Genomic DNA, 15,202 nt, shown 5'->3' on the forward strand with positions numbered 1-15,202 from the left:
GCAGCCTGCGCTCGATAAGGCCTCAAATTGCGGGCCTTCTGCTTGAGTCATTCGAAATTTGCAGGAGTTATGCGCCGCGGATGCCGCTTGTCTGGGCGGCAGTGAAGACTCGGGAGCTCCCATACCGGCAAATGTCGACGAGCTTCTGAATTGCCCGAAGCACGCCCTCCGGATCGAACATGATGTCCTGATACAGCACGCGGAGCGTCACATAGCCGAGGGTTGCCAGCAACCGGTCTCGGGTGCGGTCGCGAATGTGCTCCTCCCAGGCTTTGTGATGACTCTGGCTGTCCGCCTCAACGACGACACAGCCCTCGACCAGGACATCGACGCGGCCGACCCGGTCGATGTGCACCTGAATGTCACAGCGGTACCCGGCGGACCGGAACAGGTCGCGTAGAACGGACTCCTGGCCGGCATCCACTCGCGCATCGATGCGAGACCGCAGCCCGCCATGCTTATCGGGGACATGGGCGAAGATCTCATCGAGATCAGCTTCCCGAATCTTATGCTCGTGCAGGGCTGTGTCGAGCGCCGCGAGAGCGAAGCGAGGTTCCTGACACTGGATGATCTGGGCGAGGGCGTCGCGGGGCCCAACGCAGTACTCGGTGCCATCAGTTCTGTCGATGAGCGGCCACCAGTGCAGCTCGACGCCGTCCCGCGGGGCGGCCGCCAGCGGAACGTGACGACTTTGGGGACTGCGCAGACGGGAGCCCTCCCGCCGGATATGCACGTGGGTGAATTGCGAGTCGAAGGCAAAGAAGCCAATCTCCCGGGCCGCCGAAACGCAGGCTTCGCGCCCACCGATGCGAACCGCCTCAAGGGTGTGGCGATCGGTTCCCGGCAGAGCGTAGTGATCGCGGCGGACTCGGATGAGCGTATTGCTACGCACTGCAGCCGTGATGTGTTTGGCTCGCATGCCGCTGTTCAATAGGTCTTGTCGGCTGACGATGCGGCACTGGCCAGCGAAGGAGGTCAGAAATGGGTTCATGCAGACGATCGTCGTCATTTTCCACTCACGAAGACCACCCCGCATGCAATCTGGGGACAGCAATCCAGCCGCCTGTGCATAACTCTTCCGTGCTTACTTTTCCGTGATTACTCTTTCGTGTCGTACCTCTCGCCTAAGCGCATAACTCCTGCAATCTCCGCACTCGTCCGCAATCTAACCCGGAAGGACTCGGGTCGGCCGGACGGAGAGACCAAATTGCAGGAGTTACGCGATTGGGCTATCCCGGAGTGACAACGATCACCCAGAAGGGCGATCGAGCCGTGTTGACCGATCACCGATCACCGATCACGGATCACCGGCAATCACCGAGGCATAACTCCTGCAGATTGCACTCGCTGTTTCTACGGACCGCGAAAACACGGACCTCCGAAAATTTAACGCGACAAATTGCAGGAGTTATGCGCCCCGGGAAAGGGGAAGTGGCCGGGCTGGGAGAGAGGTGTGAACTACTTCACGTCCTCGTCGACCCAATCGAGGGTCTTCGTGACGGCCTTCTTCCAGTTGCGCAGGAGACGAGCAGCTTCCTTTGGCTCCATGGATGGCTCCCAGCGGGCGTCTTCCTGCCAGTTGGAGCGCAGGTCGTCGAGGTCGCTCCAGAAGCCCACAGCGAGGCCGGCCGCGTAGGCGGCGCCGAGCGCGGTGGTCTCGGCGACGACCGGGCGCACGACGGGCACGCCGATGATGTCGGCCTGGAACTGCATGAGCAGGTCGTTGACCGTGGCACCACCGTCGACCTTGAGCTCGGTCAGCGGCACCCCGGAGTCCGCGTTGACCGCGTCGAGCACCTCTCGCGTCTGATAGGCGATGGCCTCGAGCGCCGCCCGGGCGATGTGACCCTTGTTCACGTAGCGGGTGAGTCCAACGAGCGCGCCGCGCGCGTCCGACCGCCAGTACGGCGCGAACAGGCCCGAGAAGGCCGGCACGAAGTAGGCCCCACCATTGTCGTCGACTGTCTTGGCGAGGTCTTCGATCTCGGAGGCGTCCTTGATGATGCCGAGCTGGTCACGCATCCACTGTACGAGCGAGCCGGTCACCGCGATCGAACCCTCGAGCGCGTAGTGCACCGGGGCATCGCCGAGCTTGTACCCCACGGTGGTGAGCAGGCCGTTCTTCGAGTGGATGATCTCGGTGCCGGTGTTGAAGATCAGAAAGTTTCCGGTGCCGTAGGTGTTCTTCGCTTCGCCCTGGTCGAAAGCAGCCTGGCCGAAGGTCGCGGCCTGCTGGTCGCCGAGGATGCCGGCTATCGGTACCTCGCGCAGCAGGCTGTGTCCGCTTGCAGTGCCGTACACCTCGGAGGACGATTTGATCTCGGGCAACATCGACTTCGGCACATTGAAAATGCTGAGAATCTCGTCATCCCACTGCAGAGTTTTGAGGTCCATGAACATGGTGCGGCTCGCATTGGTGACGTCGGTCGCGTGCACGCCGCCCTCGGTGCCGCCGGTCAGGTTCCACAGCACCCAGGAATCGGTGGTGCCGAACAGAAGGTCGCCGGCATCCGCTTTAGCGCGTGCTCCCTCGACGTTTTCCAGGATCCAGACGATCTTGGTCCCGGAGAAGTACGTGGCCAGCGGCAGGCCGACGGTCGACTTGAACCGATCGACGCCGCCATCCGCTGCCAACCGGTCGACGATCGGCTGGGTACGGGTGTCCTGCCAGACGATGGCGTTATAGACGGGCACGCCGGTGGTCTTGTCCCAGACGACGGCGGTTTCGCGCTGGTTGGTGATGCCGACGGCTTCGATATCGTGGCGGGTGATATTCGCCTTCGACAGCGCCTGCCCGATGGCCTCACGGGTGTTGTCCCAGATTTCCTTCGGGTCATGCTCAACCCAGCCGGCCTGCGGCAGGATCTGTTCGTGCTCAAGCTGACCGGTTGAAATAATCGACCCGGCCTTGTCGAAGATGATCGCGCGGGAGCTCGTGGTCCCCTGGTCGATGGCGAGAACGTACTTGGCCATGTGTAACTCCTTTGTTGTTCCAGGTAAGAAATACGGTGTTGAAACGATAACGCAAGCGGATGCCGCAGACTGCGTCGGAAGGCTTAGCCCAAAACCGGCAGCAGCACGCCCGATGATGCTCCGGCGAGCACACCGCCGATGATAGGTCCGAGAACCGGAACCCACGAGTAGGACCAGTCGCTGCCGCGCTTGCCCTTGATCGGCAGCAGGAAGTGCGCGATGCGGGGACCGAGGTCACGTGCGGGGTTGATAGCGTACCCGGTCGGCCCACCGAGCGAGGCACCGATGGCGATCACGAGCAGCGCCACCGGCAGCGCGCCGAGCGCGGCGAGCCCGCCAGCATCGCCGTTGCGGCCGAATCCGATGACGACGAAGACGAGCACGAAGGTGCCGATGATCTCGGTGACGAGGTTCCACCCGTAAGAGCGGATGGCCGGCCCGGTCGCGAAGACACCGAGCTTGTTTGCCGCGTCCGGCTCCTGGTCGAAGTGCGGCTTGTAAGCGAGCCAGACCACGACGGCACCGAGAATAGCGCCGATCATCTGCGCGCCAATATAGGCGAGCGTCGACGCGACATTGACCGGAACGCCGGATCCGAAGGTATCAGCCCCACTCGCGACAAGGCCGAGCGTGACGGCGGGGTTCAGGTGGGCACCGGAGTTGTACGCGGCGATCACACCGGCATAGACCGCGAGGCCCCAGCCGATCGTGACCATGAGAAAGCCACCGCCGAAGCCCTTGTTCTTGGCGAGCGCGACGTTGGCCACAACGCCACAGCCGAGTAATACGAGGATGGCCGTTCCCACGACCTCTGACATAAAGACGACACCGAGATTGTCCACATTGACCTTTCAGATGGAGTGCTGTTCACCGCACCCAACAGTGTTGTTGAGTCCGGCTGTCGTGCGTGATGTCTAAAACGTAGCGGCGACCGGGCCGGAGCGAGCAGGTTTCTCGTGCACGTTCGTGCAGATTGTCAATAATCGTCAGTCTGAGCGGGTCAGTCGATCAGAACACCGGCTTCGGCAACCGGGGCGAGGTCGACCCCGTGCACGTCCATCAGGGTGGTGCGGGCCAGCTCGATCTCTTCAGCGCGGCGTGCGGCATTCCAGCCGAGAACAGGGGCGACAACGCGGGCGATCTCCTCGATCAGAGGAGTGGTCACGGCGCCGACGAAGGCCATGCTGGTGCGGCGCAACAGCACGTCACTCAGCCGCACGACGCCCTCGAACCCGGCCAAGAACTCGATTTCACGCCGCGTGTAGTCGGTGTCGTGCGCGAGGGGGGCATCCGTTGGACCGACCGGATCGATGAGAAAGTCGATGACCTCGCTCGCTCTGGTACCGTAGCGGGCGAGCAGGGCTGCGGCGCGATCGGTGCCCACCTCGTCGCCGTGGGCTGTGACCCAAACCAGGCGGGCGGCATCCGTTGCCGGCCAGTCGCGGCCGCCACCAATAGCGAGCCCCTCGGTAGAAACCGTGCGCGGCAGGCCGAGCAGTTTCAGGATGTCCGTGCTCAGGTTCTCAGCGAGGGCTCGGAAGGTGGTCCACTTACCGCCGATCAGGCTGAGCAGGGTGCCATCAGCGGCGTCGGTGCGGGGCAGCGGACGGGACTCGATGCGGTAGTCACGGGAGACGAAACCCGGTGTTTCATCGTCGTGTCGCGGTAGCGGACGCACGCCGGCGAAGCGGAACACAATGTGCGAACGATCGACCGGTACCGTTGGAAAAACGTGCGCGACCAGATCGAAGAAGTAATCGATCTCGTCTTCGGTGCAGCGAATGGGCTGGGTGATGTCGTGCTCGAGGTCGGTGGTGCCGACGAGAACGCGGCCCTTGAGCGGGTAGATCAATACGATGCGGCCGTCTTCGTGCTCGAAGAAGATCTCTCGGCCTCCCGTCGCCGCGAGTAGTTGCGGATTGTCGAGCACGACGTGGGAACCCTTGGTGCCGCCCATGAAAGTGCTCGGCTGGCCGAGAGCGTCATTGGTCAGGTCGGTCCACGGCCCGCTCGTGTTGACGATGATATCTGCTCGAAAGGAGAATTCTTCGCCAGTGATGCTGTTGCGAAGCAGCACACCGTTTTCCGTTATGCCGGCCGCTTCGACATAGTTGGCGGCGCGAGCGTGCGGGCCGGCGTCGAGGCCGTCGCGCAGCACGTCGAGGGCGAGGCGTTCGGGGTCGTGCATGGCGGCGTCGTAGTAGGTGGCCGTGTACTTCAGGCCTGGGTTCAGCAGCGGCAGGGCGGCGAGTGCCTTGGTACGGCCTCTGAATTCGTGTCGGGGTACCGATCCGCCGTCACGGGAGAAGGCGTCGTAGATCATCATGCCGATTTTGATGAGCATCGCGCCGCGCTCGACGTGCTTGGCGCCCTGCTTGTGAGTGAGGAAACGCAGCGGTGCGGCCATCACGCCCGAAAAGGTCGAGAAGATGGGGATGGTCGTCTGCAATGGCTTCACGTAGTGCGGCGCGATCTTGAGCAGGCCGTTGCGTTCCTCGACCGACTCCTTGACCAGGCGAAACTCGCCATTTTCGAGATAGCGCACGCCGCCGTGAATCATGTGCGAGCTGGCCGACGAGGCGCCGGAGACGTAATCGTTCTTCTCAACGATGACCACGTCGACGCCCTGCAGGGCTAGATCACGAAAGGTAGCGATGCCGTTGATACCGGCACCGATGATGAGCACCTGGGCGCTCGGGCGATCGGCGATTGCGGTGGAAGTCTGTGAGTTGAGGAACGACATTGTTGTCACCTTTGTCTCGGGGATTGCCCGATAATCTGCACGGGGCAAACCGTATGAATAGATGTAGTCTGACAGTCCGACACAATTTCTCAACTGGATTGAACATACGTGCAAGGAGCCCCGAGATCTTCGACACCGATCCCGCACAGTCTGATCGCAGCCGCGACGCCCTCACCGCTGCGCACCTGTATTACATTCAGGACCTCACGATGGATGCCATCGCCCAAGAGCTGCACACCTCCCGTTCCTCGGTCTCTCGCCTGCTCAGCCACGCGCGCGAGACCGGCCTGGTCGATATTCAGATCAAGTCTCCCCTGGATGCCCCGAGTCACCTCGAGCAGCAGATCGAGGCTCGATTTCAGATCACCGCTCACGTCGTTCCGGTGCCGGACAGCGCGAGTGACGTCGATCGGCTCGAGCGTGTCGCCCTCTCGGTTGCACGGATTCTCGGTCAATACTTCGACTCAAACATGACTATGGGCATCGCCTGGGGTTCCACCATGAACGTGATCAGCCGGCACATCACCCCGAAGCAGACCCACAACTCGCAGATCGTGCAGCTGAACGGTGCCGGAAACATGCGCACCACCGGCCTGGGTTACGCGAGCGAAATTCTCGGCCGTTTCGGCACGGCGTTCGGCGCGCACGTGCAGCAGTTTCCGGTGCCCGCCTTTTTCGACGACCCGGCGACCAAGCACGCATTGTGGCGGGAGCGCAGCGTCAGTCGCCTGCTTGAGATGCAGGCCATCATGGACATCGCCTTATTCGGCCTCGGTTCTCCTTTCTCTGGAGTGGTCAGCCGCGTCTACGCAGGCGGCTACCTTGAACAGGCCGAATTCGATGCGCTCGGCGCAGCCGGCGTGGTCGGCGATGTGGCGACAGTGTTCTACCGCGCCGACGGCTCGGCCGACGGTATCGCTTTGAACGAGCGGTCCACCGGCCCGGACTTCACCATGCTGCGCCGCACGCCGCGCCGCATCTGCGTCGTGGCTGGCCGTTCCAAGCTCGCTAGTCTGCGCGGCGCCCTCGCCGCGTCGCTCATCACCGACCTCTTCGTCGATGAGAGCACCGCCCGCGCGTTGGTCGAGGCCCCCTGACGTCGTTATCATGACAGCGCTTGTCGCCGGGAATAACACGTCACGCAGGCTGTTGCACTATAACTAGAAGAAGAACTTGCAGTACACGTGCTCCGGGGTCGGTGTAATTCCGAACCGGCGGTTAAAGTCCGCGACCCGTTAGTCCCCCAGCACCATCGAGGGACCAGCGGTTGAGCTGGTGAAACTCCAGCACCGACGGTCAAAGTCCGGACGGGAGGCGCACGAGTTGGTTGGCCCCTATGGTCGACCGACGGGTTTGTGCATGCTGCACACCCCATGCCCCCCGGAGCTCGTCCCATATGGATGAGGGCGGGATGACCAACAACGCGGCAGTCGGCCTGGATAGCCCTGTTCTGGCCAGCGCACTGCGCCGCGCCCTCGAACTCGCCGCCCGCGGTCCGGCCACCGGCGTGAACCCACGGGTCGGCTGCGTCATCCTGAGCGCCAACGGCGACACCCTCGCCGAGGGGTGGCATCGCGGTGCCGGCAGCCAGCACGCCGAGGTCGACGCGCTCTCCCATCTCGCCCCCGGCTTGTCCCGCGGCAGTACCGTCGTCGTCACGCTCGAACCGTGCAACCATGTCGGCCGGACTGGTCCGTGCGCGGTCGCTCTGATCGACGCCGGCGTCGACCGCGTCGTCTATTCCGTAACCGACCCGGGTGTGCACTCCTGCGGCGGTGCCTCGCGGCTGCGCATGGCCGGCATCAAGGTAGAAGGCGGCCTGCTCGCCACTGACGGGGAAGCGCTTCTCGGCGACTGGCTTGTCGCCGCCCGCCTCGGCCGGCCCTTCATCACGCTGAAGTGGGCCTCCAGCCTCGACGGTCGCGCGGCCGCTGCCGACGGCTCCAGCCGTTGGATCACGGGAGCGGCAGCGCGGCTCGACGTGCACCGGCGTCGCGCCGCCAGCGACACGATCCTGGTCGGCACCGGTACCGTGCTCGCCGACGACCCGGCGCTGACCGCCCGCGACCTCGCCGGCGACCTCCTCGCCCGACAGCCCATTCCCGTGGTCGTCGGCCGCCGAGCGCTGCCGGCATCCGCTGCGGTCCACGCACACCCGCACCCGCCACTACTTTTCGACGGCCTCGACTTGCCTGGCCTGGTGGCCGACCTACACAAGCGGGCTGTGCGCACCGTGTTCATCGAGGGCGGGCCCACCGTGGCGAGCGCGTTCGTCGCCGCCGGGCTGGTCGACGAGTACCTCGTCTACCTCGCACCAACGCTCCTCGGTGGCCCCCAGCTAGCTCTCGGCGACTTCGGCGTGACCACCATCGGCGAGCAGCGCCGCCTCTCCATCCATTCCCTCAACCGGATTGGCGACGATGTTCTCATCGTCGCCAGACCCCTCACTACCTAAGGAACCCCATGTTCACCGGAATAATCGAGGAACTCGGCCAGATCGCGCGCATCGAGACCACAGTGGATGCTGCCCGCTTCACCATCCACGGCCCGCTCGTGGTCGATGGCGCCGGTCACGGCGACTCGATCGCCGTCTCGGGGGTCTGCCTCACCGTGGTCGAGCGCACCGCCTCGACTTTCACCGCCGACGTGATGGCGCAGACCCTGCACATGTCGACACTGTCCGAGGCCCGCGTCGGTTCCCCGGTCAACCTCGAACGCGCAGCGCTCGTCGGCGGGCGCCTCGGCGGTCACATCGTGCAGGGCCACATCGACGGCACGAGCACCGTGCTCGCCGTCACGCCGGGCGAAGCCTGGCGAGTGCTGCGATTCAGCGTCAGTCTCCAGCTTGCCAAACTCGTCGTCGACAAGGGCTCGATCGCAATCGATGGCGTCTCCCTGACGGTGAGCAACATCAGCCCGGCCACCGACGCGACCCAGTGGTTCGAGGTGTCCCTCATACCCGAAACCCTCGCCGCCACAACGCTCGGCGAGCTCCGGGTCGGCGATCAGGTCAACATCGAGACCGACATCCTGGCCCGTCACGTTGAGCGAATGCTGGCCCTCAGTGCCGCCGCAAGAACCCTAGAACCCCAGCACGCAACCGCACCAAGGAGCGCATCATGAACCTCGCCGACATTCCTGCCGCACTGGACGCCCTACGCCTCGGCCGACCGGTCATCGTCGCCGACGACGAGGGCCGCGAAAACGAGGGCGACGTCATCATCTCGGCCCAGCTCGCCACCCAGGAATGGATCGCCTGGACCGTGCGTTACTCCTCCGGTTTCATCTGTGCCCCGATGACCAACGAGCTCGCCGACCAGCTCGATCTGCCGGTGATGGTCGTGAACAACGAAGATCCGCTCGGCACCAATTACACGGTAAGCGTCGACGCCGCCGACCGGCTGTCGACCGGGATCAGCGCTGCCGACCGCGCCCACACCCTGCGTGTGCTCGCCGATCCCGCGTCGGCACCGGCGAGCCTGCACCGCCCCGGCCACATCCTGCCCCTGCGCGCCAAAGACGGCGGCGTGAGGGAGCGTGGCGGCCATACCGAAGCCGGTGTCGATCTGATGAAACTGGCCGGTCTGGTTCCAGTCGCGGCCATCGCCGAGATCGTCGGCGAAGACGGTGAGATGATGCGCCTCCCCGGCCTGCTCGAACTCGGTGAGCGCGAGGGCCTGCTCGTCATCACGATCAAAGACCTGATCAGCTACCTCAATGAGTTCCACCCGAATGAACCCCTACCGACAATCGCCCCGCTCACCGAGGCGCCACGGGTCGACTTCGAGGTGGAGACCACGGTGCCCACCCGGCACGGAACTTTTCGGATACGCGCCTACCGTGACCGCTCGACCGGTGCTGACCACGTCGCTCTCGTGGCGGGCACGCCGGTCGACGGCGCCATCGTGCGGGTGCACTCCGAGTGCCTCACCGGCGAAGCGTTCGGCTCGCTCAAGTGTGAGTGCGGACCGCAGCTGAGCGCTTCGCTCGACATCATCCAGGCGGAGGGCGGCGTGGTCGTCTACCTGCGCGGCCAGGAAGGGCGCGGCATCGGCCTCATCAACAAGCTGCGGGCCTATGCGCTGCAGGAAGACGGCCTGGACACCCTGGATGCGAATCTAGCGCTGGGTCTGCCCGGTGACAGCCGCGACTATGGCGCGGCCACGGGCATTCTGCACGATCTGGGTTTGCGCGAGGTACGGCTGCTGACCAACAATCCCGAAAAAGTGCGCCAGCTCGAGCTGCACGGCATTGCCGTGACCGAGCGTGTACCGCTTATCGTCGGCATCGGGGAATTCAACGAAAAGTACGTTGCCACCAAACGTGACCGCATGGGGCACCATATCTCCAACATCGAAATTATGAATGGAATCGCCTAATGGCTGGAACAGGACCCACAATCTCGGTTGACGCGGCAGGCCTGCGGGTGGTCATCGTGGCAGGTCTTTGGCACGACGTGATCACCGACGGTCTCATCGCCGGTGCCACCCGGGTACTCGAAGCGAGCAACGCTGAGTTCTCGCTCGTGCGGGTACCGGGCAGCTTCGAGCTGCCCGTCACTTGCAAGGTCGCCCTGGACAGCGGTGCCGATGCTGTCATCGCCCTCGGTGTGATCATTCGCGGCGGCACTCCCCACTTCGACTTCGTGTCGAATGCAGCAACGGATGGCCTCACCCGCGTCGCGCTCGACACCGGCAAACCGGTTGGCTTTGGGGTGCTGACCCTGGATGACGAGCAACAGGGCCTCGACCGGGCCGGACTACCCGGTTCGAAGGAAGACAAGGGCGCGGAGGCCGCATCCGCCGCTCTGGCCACCGCGCTGGTGCTGCGGGAGTTACGCGAGCACATCGGGTAATTGGGGGCGCGTTCGAGTGCCTAGGCTGAACGCATGGACCTTCTACGCAACATTCTGCTCATTCTGCACTTCGTCGGTTTGGCTTCACTGCTTGGTGGCTTCCTCGTGCAGATCAAGCCGATCATTGCCGGCAAGGGCACGATTGTCACCGCGATGTTTCACGGTGCATTGACCCAACTGGTCACCGGTTTGCTGCTCGTCGGCGTCATCGAGATGGGCTCGCTCGGCTATATCGACAACACCAAAATCGGCATCAAGCTGCTTGTGCTCATCGTTATCACCGTGCTCGTGATCGTGAATCGCAAGAAGCCGACCGTGTCGTCCCTCGTACTGTGGGCCATCGGCGCCCTGACCTTCGCCAACGTCGTGATCGCGGTGCTCTGGAAGTAACGGGTCTTCGAGGCGATAGCCCCCGGGGGTAAACTGCGGTGCGACCTCTACACGAGGTCACACCACTATTCGTGCGTAAACGCTTCCGCGGGAAGTCAGATCGACTTGCGGGTTTCGTCGGCGCCCAGCCACCTTCCGGAGCGTTTCACCCCCATGTCAACATCCACAGCGTCAGTTTCGACGCCGACCACGCCTCTCAACCCGAAGAGCCGCGTCATCATGGCGAGCCTCATCGGCACGACCATCGAGTTCTACGATTTCTACGTCTACGCGACCGCGGCCGTGCTCGTTTTTCCGCACCTGTTCTTTCCGACGGGCAACGAGACCACCGCGCTGCTCGCCTCTTTCGCCGTGTTCGGCGCCGCCATGGTCGCCCGCCCGATTGGGGCGCTGTTCTTCGGTCACTTCGGTGACCGTAAGGGACGCAAGGCCACCCTGGTCGGCGCGTTGCTCACGATGGGCATCGCGACCTTCCTGATCGGCCTGCTGCCGACCTACGACATGATCGGCTGGTGGGCGCCGTTCATGCTCGTCCTCCTGCGTCTCGCCCAGGGCTTCGCCCTCGGCGGCGAGTGGAGCGGCGCAGCACTCGTCGCGACCGAGAACGCACCGGCAGGCAAGCGCGCCTGGTACGGCACCTTCCCGCAGGTCGGCGCGCCGCTCGGCTTCATCATCGCCAACGGCCTGTTCCTCGGCCTTGCCCTCGCCCTGCCGTCGACCGACCCGACCCGTCCGTCCGAGGCGTTCCTCGAGTGGGCCTGGCGCATCCCGTTCCTATTCTCGGCCGTTATGGTCATCATCGGACTCTGGGTGCGTCTGCGCCTGGTAGAGAGTGAAGTCTTCACCAAGGTCGTCCAGGCAGACCGGGTCGAGAGGCTGCCGCTCGCGGCGGTATTCAAGTCCAACTGGCGCGAACTGATCCTCGGCACGTTCATCATGCTCGCGACCTACGTATTGTTCTACCTGATGACCACGTTCACGCTCGGCTACGGCCGGGCCCGAACGGATGCCCCGGTTCCCGGCCTTGGATTCAGCTACAACAACTTCATTCTCATGATGATTCTCGGCGTGGTGTTCTTCGGAATCTTCACTCTGGCCTCTGGACCCTGGGCGGACAAGCACGGACGACGTAAGACGCTCATCATCGTGACGTTGTTCATCATCGTGTTCGGCCTATTGTTCGTTCCACTGCTCGGCGCGGGCTTTCCCGGCGTGATGCTGTTCCTTATCGTCGGCTTCTCGCTCATGGGCATGACCTTCGGCCCGATGGGCGCGCTGCTGCCCGAGCTGTTCCCGACCAGCGTGCGCTACACCGGCTCAGCCTTCGCCTACAACATGAGTTCAATTCTCGGCGCAGCCGTCGCCCCATTCATCGCCATCTGGCTGTGGAGCCTCGGTGCGGGAAGCCCGTTCTGGGTCGGTATCTACCTCTCGGTCATGGCTGTCATCACCCTGATCGCGCTGGTCCTCAGCCGCGAAACGAAGGACCTCGACCTGCACCGCTAGATTGTCGCCGCACAGCATCCGCACCCCCCTCTCGCGATTGCGAGGAGGGGGTGCGTTTCTTCAGTTCAAGAAGAGGGCCTTGAGGCGGCGAGTGGTGAAGACCAGGCCGATCACGATCATCACGGCGTAGTACAGCACGTGCCAGAGCATTCCGGGGTCGATCTGCCCGGTAGTCAGGCCACGAACGAGCTCGACACCGTGCCAGAGCGGCAGCGCCTGGATCACGTACTGGATGCCCTGCGGGTAGACGCTGAGCGGGTAGAACGTGGCCGAGAACAGAAACATCGGCAGCAGGACAAAGTTGATCCAGTCCATCTGCTGGAAGGTCTTCATATAGCTCGTCACCGCCATCCCGATGCTCGCGAAGCCGAACGCGATGAGCAAAACCGCTGGCAGGGCCAGAAGGGCCCACCACGACAAGTTGAGCCCGAGCACCTGCATCACGAGCAGGAATCCGGTCGCGTAAAGCAGCCCGCGCAGCAGGGCGAGCGAGATCTCGCCAAGCGCCACGTCGAGCGGGCCAAGCGATGTGGACAGCATGCCCTCGTAAAGCTTGGCGAACTGCATCTTGAAGAACACGTTCCAGGTCGAGTCGTAGATCGCGCCGTTCATCGCGGCGACGGCGAGCAGGGCCGGGGCGATGAACGCCGCGTAGGGCATCTGAGTGCCGTCAGCGGTCTGCACCTGGCCGATCAGGGCTCCGAGGCCGAGGCCCATCGACAGCAGGTAGAAGATGGGCTCGACGAATCCGCTGAGCACCACGAGCGAGTTGGTGCTGCGTGTGGCCCGCCAGCCGCGCGCCATCACGCTGCGCGCGTTGCCGGCATACAGACTGCCAAACCGGCGCGGCGAGGCAGCCGATACCGCTACGGTCGACGGAGACAGCTGCGGCCCGGTCATTTGTTCAGCCGTCTGGTCGCGAGGCGACGGGCCCAGACCCAGCCGATGGCCAGCAGGGCGGCGAGGTAGAGCACGTGCACCAGACTGAGCCAGATCGGCTCCGAGAGGCCGTAAGCAAAGACGCGAGAAAGCTCCGTGCCGTGCCAGAGCGGGGAGACCCAGCCGATCCACTGCAGATACGGCGGCAGCACGTCGAGCGGAAAGAACGTGCCCGAAAACAGGGTCATCGGCAAAATCACGAAGCGTTGCACCATGGCCAGCTGCCCGGTGTCGTCCTTCAGGGTGGCCGTGTAGGCCATCACAAGCACGCCGAAGGCCAGCCCGGTCACAAGCGCCACCGGCACGGCGACGAACCCGAGCCGGCCGGGCACCGCCCCGAAGGCGAGCATGAAGACGTAGAAAATAGTGCAGGTGACGAGCATGCGTGCCGCGACCGAGATGACGAGGCCGTTGATGATCTGGCCGGGCTGGATGGAGCTCGCATTCATACCGAAAAAGGTAGGGTTCCACTTGAAGCCGAGCATGATCGGGTAGGTGAACTCCTCAGAGGCTACGGCGATCGCGCTGCTTGCAAGCAGCGCCGGCGCCAGAAAGGCGAGGTAGCTCACCCCATCGACGGCGTCATCCCCGAGATTGCCGTCCACGAGGCTGGCCAGGCCCACGCCCATCGCGTACAGGTAGACGAGCGGGCTGCCGACGGCGGTGAAGAGCACGGTCTGGGCATACGACCGCATGACCCGAAACCGGTGCTCGGCCACATACCAGGAGCCGTAACGTCGGGTGCGCGCCGCGGCTGCGACGGCCGCCGCGCGCGTCTCTGCGCGCATTTCGTCGCTGATGTCACCCACTGGGCCGCTCACTCGATCAGGTTTCGGCCGGTGAGCCGCAGGAATACGTCTTCCAGGCTGGAGCGGCGTACGAGGCTGGTGATCGGGTGGAGGCCGGCAGCGGTCATCCGCTCTAATTCGTTTTCGCCGCTGTCGCTGTAGACCAAGATACGGTCGGGCAGCACGTCGACTCGTTCACCGTAGCTCTGGATGCGACCGGCGACCTCAGCGTTCTGGGTAGAACCGAAGCGCACTTCGAGTACTTCACGAGAGGAATAGCGGCGAATCAGGTCGACCGGGGAGCCCTCGGCCATGATGCGACCCTTGTCGACCACGACGAGGCGGTCGCAGAGTTGTTCAGCCTCGTCCATGTAATGGGTGGTGAGAAGCAGCGTCGTGCCCTGCTCCTTCAGGCGGAACAGACGGTCCCACAGAATGTGGCGCGCCTGCGGGTCGAGGCCGGTCGTCGGTTCGTCGAGCAGCAGGATGCGCGGGTCGTTGATGAGAGCCCTGGCGATGGTGAGGCGGCGTTTCATGCCCCCAGAGAGGTCATCGACCTTGGCGCCGGCCTTGTCGGCGAGCTGGGCGAATTCGAGCAGTTCGTCGGCGCGGCGGGCGACGCGGGCGCGTGGCAGCCCGAAGTAACGGCCGTAGACCAGCAGGTTCTCGCGCACCTTCAGTTCCATGTCGAGGTTGTTCTCCTGCGGCACGACGCCGAGCTGCGAGCGAATCTCGGGCCCATAGCGGTTCGGGTCGAGGCCGAGCACGTCGAGGTCCCCGCTCGTGCGGGTGGAGACCGCACCGATCATGCGCATCGTCGTGGACTTGCCCGCGCCATTGGGGCCGAGCAGCCCGAAGGACTCCCCCGGCGCGACCTCAAAACTGATGCCGTCGACGGCGACGAAATCCTTTGAGTTTTTGACCGGATAACTCTTGACGAGATTCTGGGTGGCAATGACAGTCGCTGGCACAGTTCTAACCTAGACCGCCCCCGCTTTAGTGGGGATG

Annotated in this window: 14 protein-coding genes and 1 riboswitch; of the genes, 7 read left to right on the forward strand and 7 right to left on the reverse strand. The window is 64.0% G+C overall.

The features are described 5' to 3' along the window. Positions 1-67 precede the first annotated feature (67 nt). The 4 genes from E3T38_RS02420 to E3T38_RS02435 form a co-directional block, all read right to left on the reverse strand. Positions 68-991 carry an endonuclease domain-containing protein gene (locus E3T38_RS02420; RefSeq protein WP_166805389.1) on the reverse strand — a complete coding sequence of 308 codons (924 nt, stop codon included), beginning with the start codon at positions 989-991 and terminating at the stop codon, positions 68-70. 467 nt (positions 992-1,458) lie between these two features. After that, on the reverse strand, positions 1,459-2,973 hold the full coding sequence (gene glpK, locus E3T38_RS02425) for a glycerol kinase GlpK (protein WP_134545916.1): 1,515 nt from the start codon (positions 2,971-2,973) through the stop codon (positions 1,459-1,461). Positions 2,974-3,056: 83 nt separating this feature from the next. After that, entirely contained in the window at positions 3,057-3,791 is a 735-nt protein-coding gene (locus E3T38_RS02430; protein ID WP_104127485.1) for an MIP/aquaporin family protein, read from the reverse strand. A 182-nt stretch (positions 3,792-3,973) separates the two neighbouring features. Next, positions 3,974-5,716, reverse strand: a complete 1,743-nt coding sequence (locus E3T38_RS02435) for a glycerol-3-phosphate dehydrogenase/oxidase (RefSeq protein ID WP_134545918.1) — start codon at positions 5,714-5,716, stop codon at positions 3,974-3,976. 209 nt (positions 5,717-5,925) lie between these two features. Here E3T38_RS02435 and E3T38_RS02440 point away from each other — a divergent pair, with 209 nt between their 5' ends. The 7 genes from E3T38_RS02440 (at position 5,926) to E3T38_RS02470 (ending at position 12,467) form a co-directional block, all read left to right on the forward strand. Next, positions 5,926-6,813, forward strand: coding sequence for a sugar-binding transcriptional regulator (locus E3T38_RS02440; RefSeq protein ID WP_241984278.1), 888 nt, complete (start codon positions 5,926-5,928; stop codon positions 6,811-6,813). Between the two features lie 84 nt (positions 6,814-6,897). Continuing rightward, a riboswitch (FMN riboswitch) is annotated at positions 6,898-7,039 on the forward strand. Between the two features lie 88 nt (positions 7,040-7,127). Beyond that, complete coding sequence (ribD, locus tag E3T38_RS02445) at positions 7,128-8,171, forward strand: bifunctional diaminohydroxyphosphoribosylaminopyrimidine deaminase/5-amino-6-(5-phosphoribosylamino)uracil reductase RibD (RefSeq protein WP_134545921.1); 1,044 nt, start codon at positions 7,128-7,130, stop codon at positions 8,169-8,171. 8 nt (positions 8,172-8,179) lie between these two features. Beyond that, entirely contained in the window at positions 8,180-8,839 is a 660-nt protein-coding gene (locus E3T38_RS02450) for a riboflavin synthase (RefSeq protein WP_134545923.1), read from the forward strand. Then, on the forward strand, positions 8,836-10,095 hold the full coding sequence (ribA, locus tag E3T38_RS02455; protein ID WP_134545925.1) for a GTP cyclohydrolase II: 1,260 nt from the start codon (positions 8,836-8,838) through the stop codon (positions 10,093-10,095). Before E3T38_RS02450 ends, ribA begins: the two co-directional genes overlap by 4 nt. Continuing rightward, positions 10,095-10,571: a 6,7-dimethyl-8-ribityllumazine synthase gene (gene ribH, locus E3T38_RS02460; RefSeq protein ID WP_134545927.1), complete on the forward strand. Its 477-nt coding sequence runs from the start codon at positions 10,095-10,097 to the stop codon at positions 10,569-10,571. The genes ribA and ribH overlap by 1 nt, the downstream gene beginning before the upstream one ends. Positions 10,572-10,604: 33 nt before the next feature. Then, positions 10,605-10,961, forward strand: a complete 357-nt coding sequence (locus E3T38_RS02465) for a hypothetical protein (RefSeq protein WP_104198287.1) — start codon at positions 10,605-10,607, stop codon at positions 10,959-10,961. Between the two features lie 153 nt (positions 10,962-11,114). Then, positions 11,115-12,467 carry an MFS transporter gene (locus E3T38_RS02470; RefSeq protein ID WP_166805390.1) on the forward strand — a complete coding sequence of 451 codons (1,353 nt, stop codon included), beginning with the start codon at positions 11,115-11,117 and terminating at the stop codon, positions 12,465-12,467. Between the two features lie 60 nt (positions 12,468-12,527). Here E3T38_RS02470 and E3T38_RS02475 read toward each other — a convergent pair whose 3' ends face one another. From E3T38_RS02475 to E3T38_RS02485, 3 genes are read right to left on the reverse strand one after another with little or no spacing between them, the layout of a single operon-like run. Beyond that, positions 12,528-13,367, reverse strand: a complete 840-nt coding sequence (locus E3T38_RS02475) for an ABC transporter permease (protein ID WP_104198289.1) — start codon at positions 13,365-13,367, stop codon at positions 12,528-12,530. Then, positions 13,364-14,227 carry an ABC transporter permease gene (locus E3T38_RS02480; RefSeq protein ID WP_241984254.1) on the reverse strand — a complete coding sequence of 288 codons (864 nt, stop codon included), beginning with the start codon at positions 14,225-14,227 and terminating at the stop codon, positions 13,364-13,366. Before E3T38_RS02480 ends, E3T38_RS02475 begins: the two co-directional genes overlap by 4 nt. Then, positions 14,224-15,165: an ABC transporter ATP-binding protein gene (locus E3T38_RS02485; protein ID WP_134545929.1), complete on the reverse strand. Its 942-nt coding sequence runs from the start codon at positions 15,163-15,165 to the stop codon at positions 14,224-14,226. The genes E3T38_RS02480 and E3T38_RS02485 overlap by 4 nt, the downstream gene beginning before the upstream one ends. Positions 15,166-15,202 lie beyond the last annotated feature (37 nt).

It is taken from the genome of Cryobacterium sp. Hb1 (genome assembly GCF_004403585.1).
GTDB lineage: Bacteria > Actinomycetota > Actinomycetes > Actinomycetales > Microbacteriaceae > Cryobacterium > Cryobacterium lyxosi.

Coding starts and splice junctions, on each gene's coding strand:
- E3T38_RS02435 (WP_134545918.1), bottom strand. CDS start 5,716: ATGTCGTTCCTCAACTCACAGACTTCCACCGCAATCGCCGATCGCCCG.
- E3T38_RS02475 (WP_104198289.1), bottom strand. CDS start 13,367: ATGACCGGGCCGCAGCTGTCTCCGTCGACCGTAGCGGTATCGGCTGCC.
- E3T38_RS02440 (WP_241984278.1), top strand. CDS start 5,926: ATGGATGCCATCGCCCAAGAGCTGCACACCTCCCGTTCCTCGGTCTCT.
- ribA (WP_134545925.1), top strand. CDS start 8,836: ATGAACCTCGCCGACATTCCTGCCGCACTGGACGCCCTACGCCTCGGC.
- E3T38_RS02420 (WP_166805389.1), bottom strand. CDS start 991: ATGAACCCATTTCTGACCTCCTTCGCTGGCCAGTGCCGCATCGTCAGC.
- E3T38_RS02450 (WP_134545923.1), top strand. CDS start 8,180: ATGTTCACCGGAATAATCGAGGAACTCGGCCAGATCGCGCGCATCGAG.
- E3T38_RS02465 (WP_104198287.1), top strand. CDS start 10,605: ATGGACCTTCTACGCAACATTCTGCTCATTCTGCACTTCGTCGGTTTG.
- glpK (WP_134545916.1), bottom strand. CDS start 2,973: ATGGCCAAGTACGTTCTCGCCATCGACCAGGGGACCACGAGCTCCCGC.
- E3T38_RS02470 (WP_166805390.1), top strand. CDS start 11,115: ATGTCAACATCCACAGCGTCAGTTTCGACGCCGACCACGCCTCTCAAC.
- ribH (WP_134545927.1), top strand. CDS start 10,095: ATGGCTGGAACAGGACCCACAATCTCGGTTGACGCGGCAGGCCTGCGG.
- E3T38_RS02430 (WP_104127485.1), bottom strand. CDS start 3,791: ATGTCAGAGGTCGTGGGAACGGCCATCCTCGTATTACTCGGCTGTGGC.
- ribD (WP_134545921.1), top strand. CDS start 7,128: ATGACCAACAACGCGGCAGTCGGCCTGGATAGCCCTGTTCTGGCCAGC.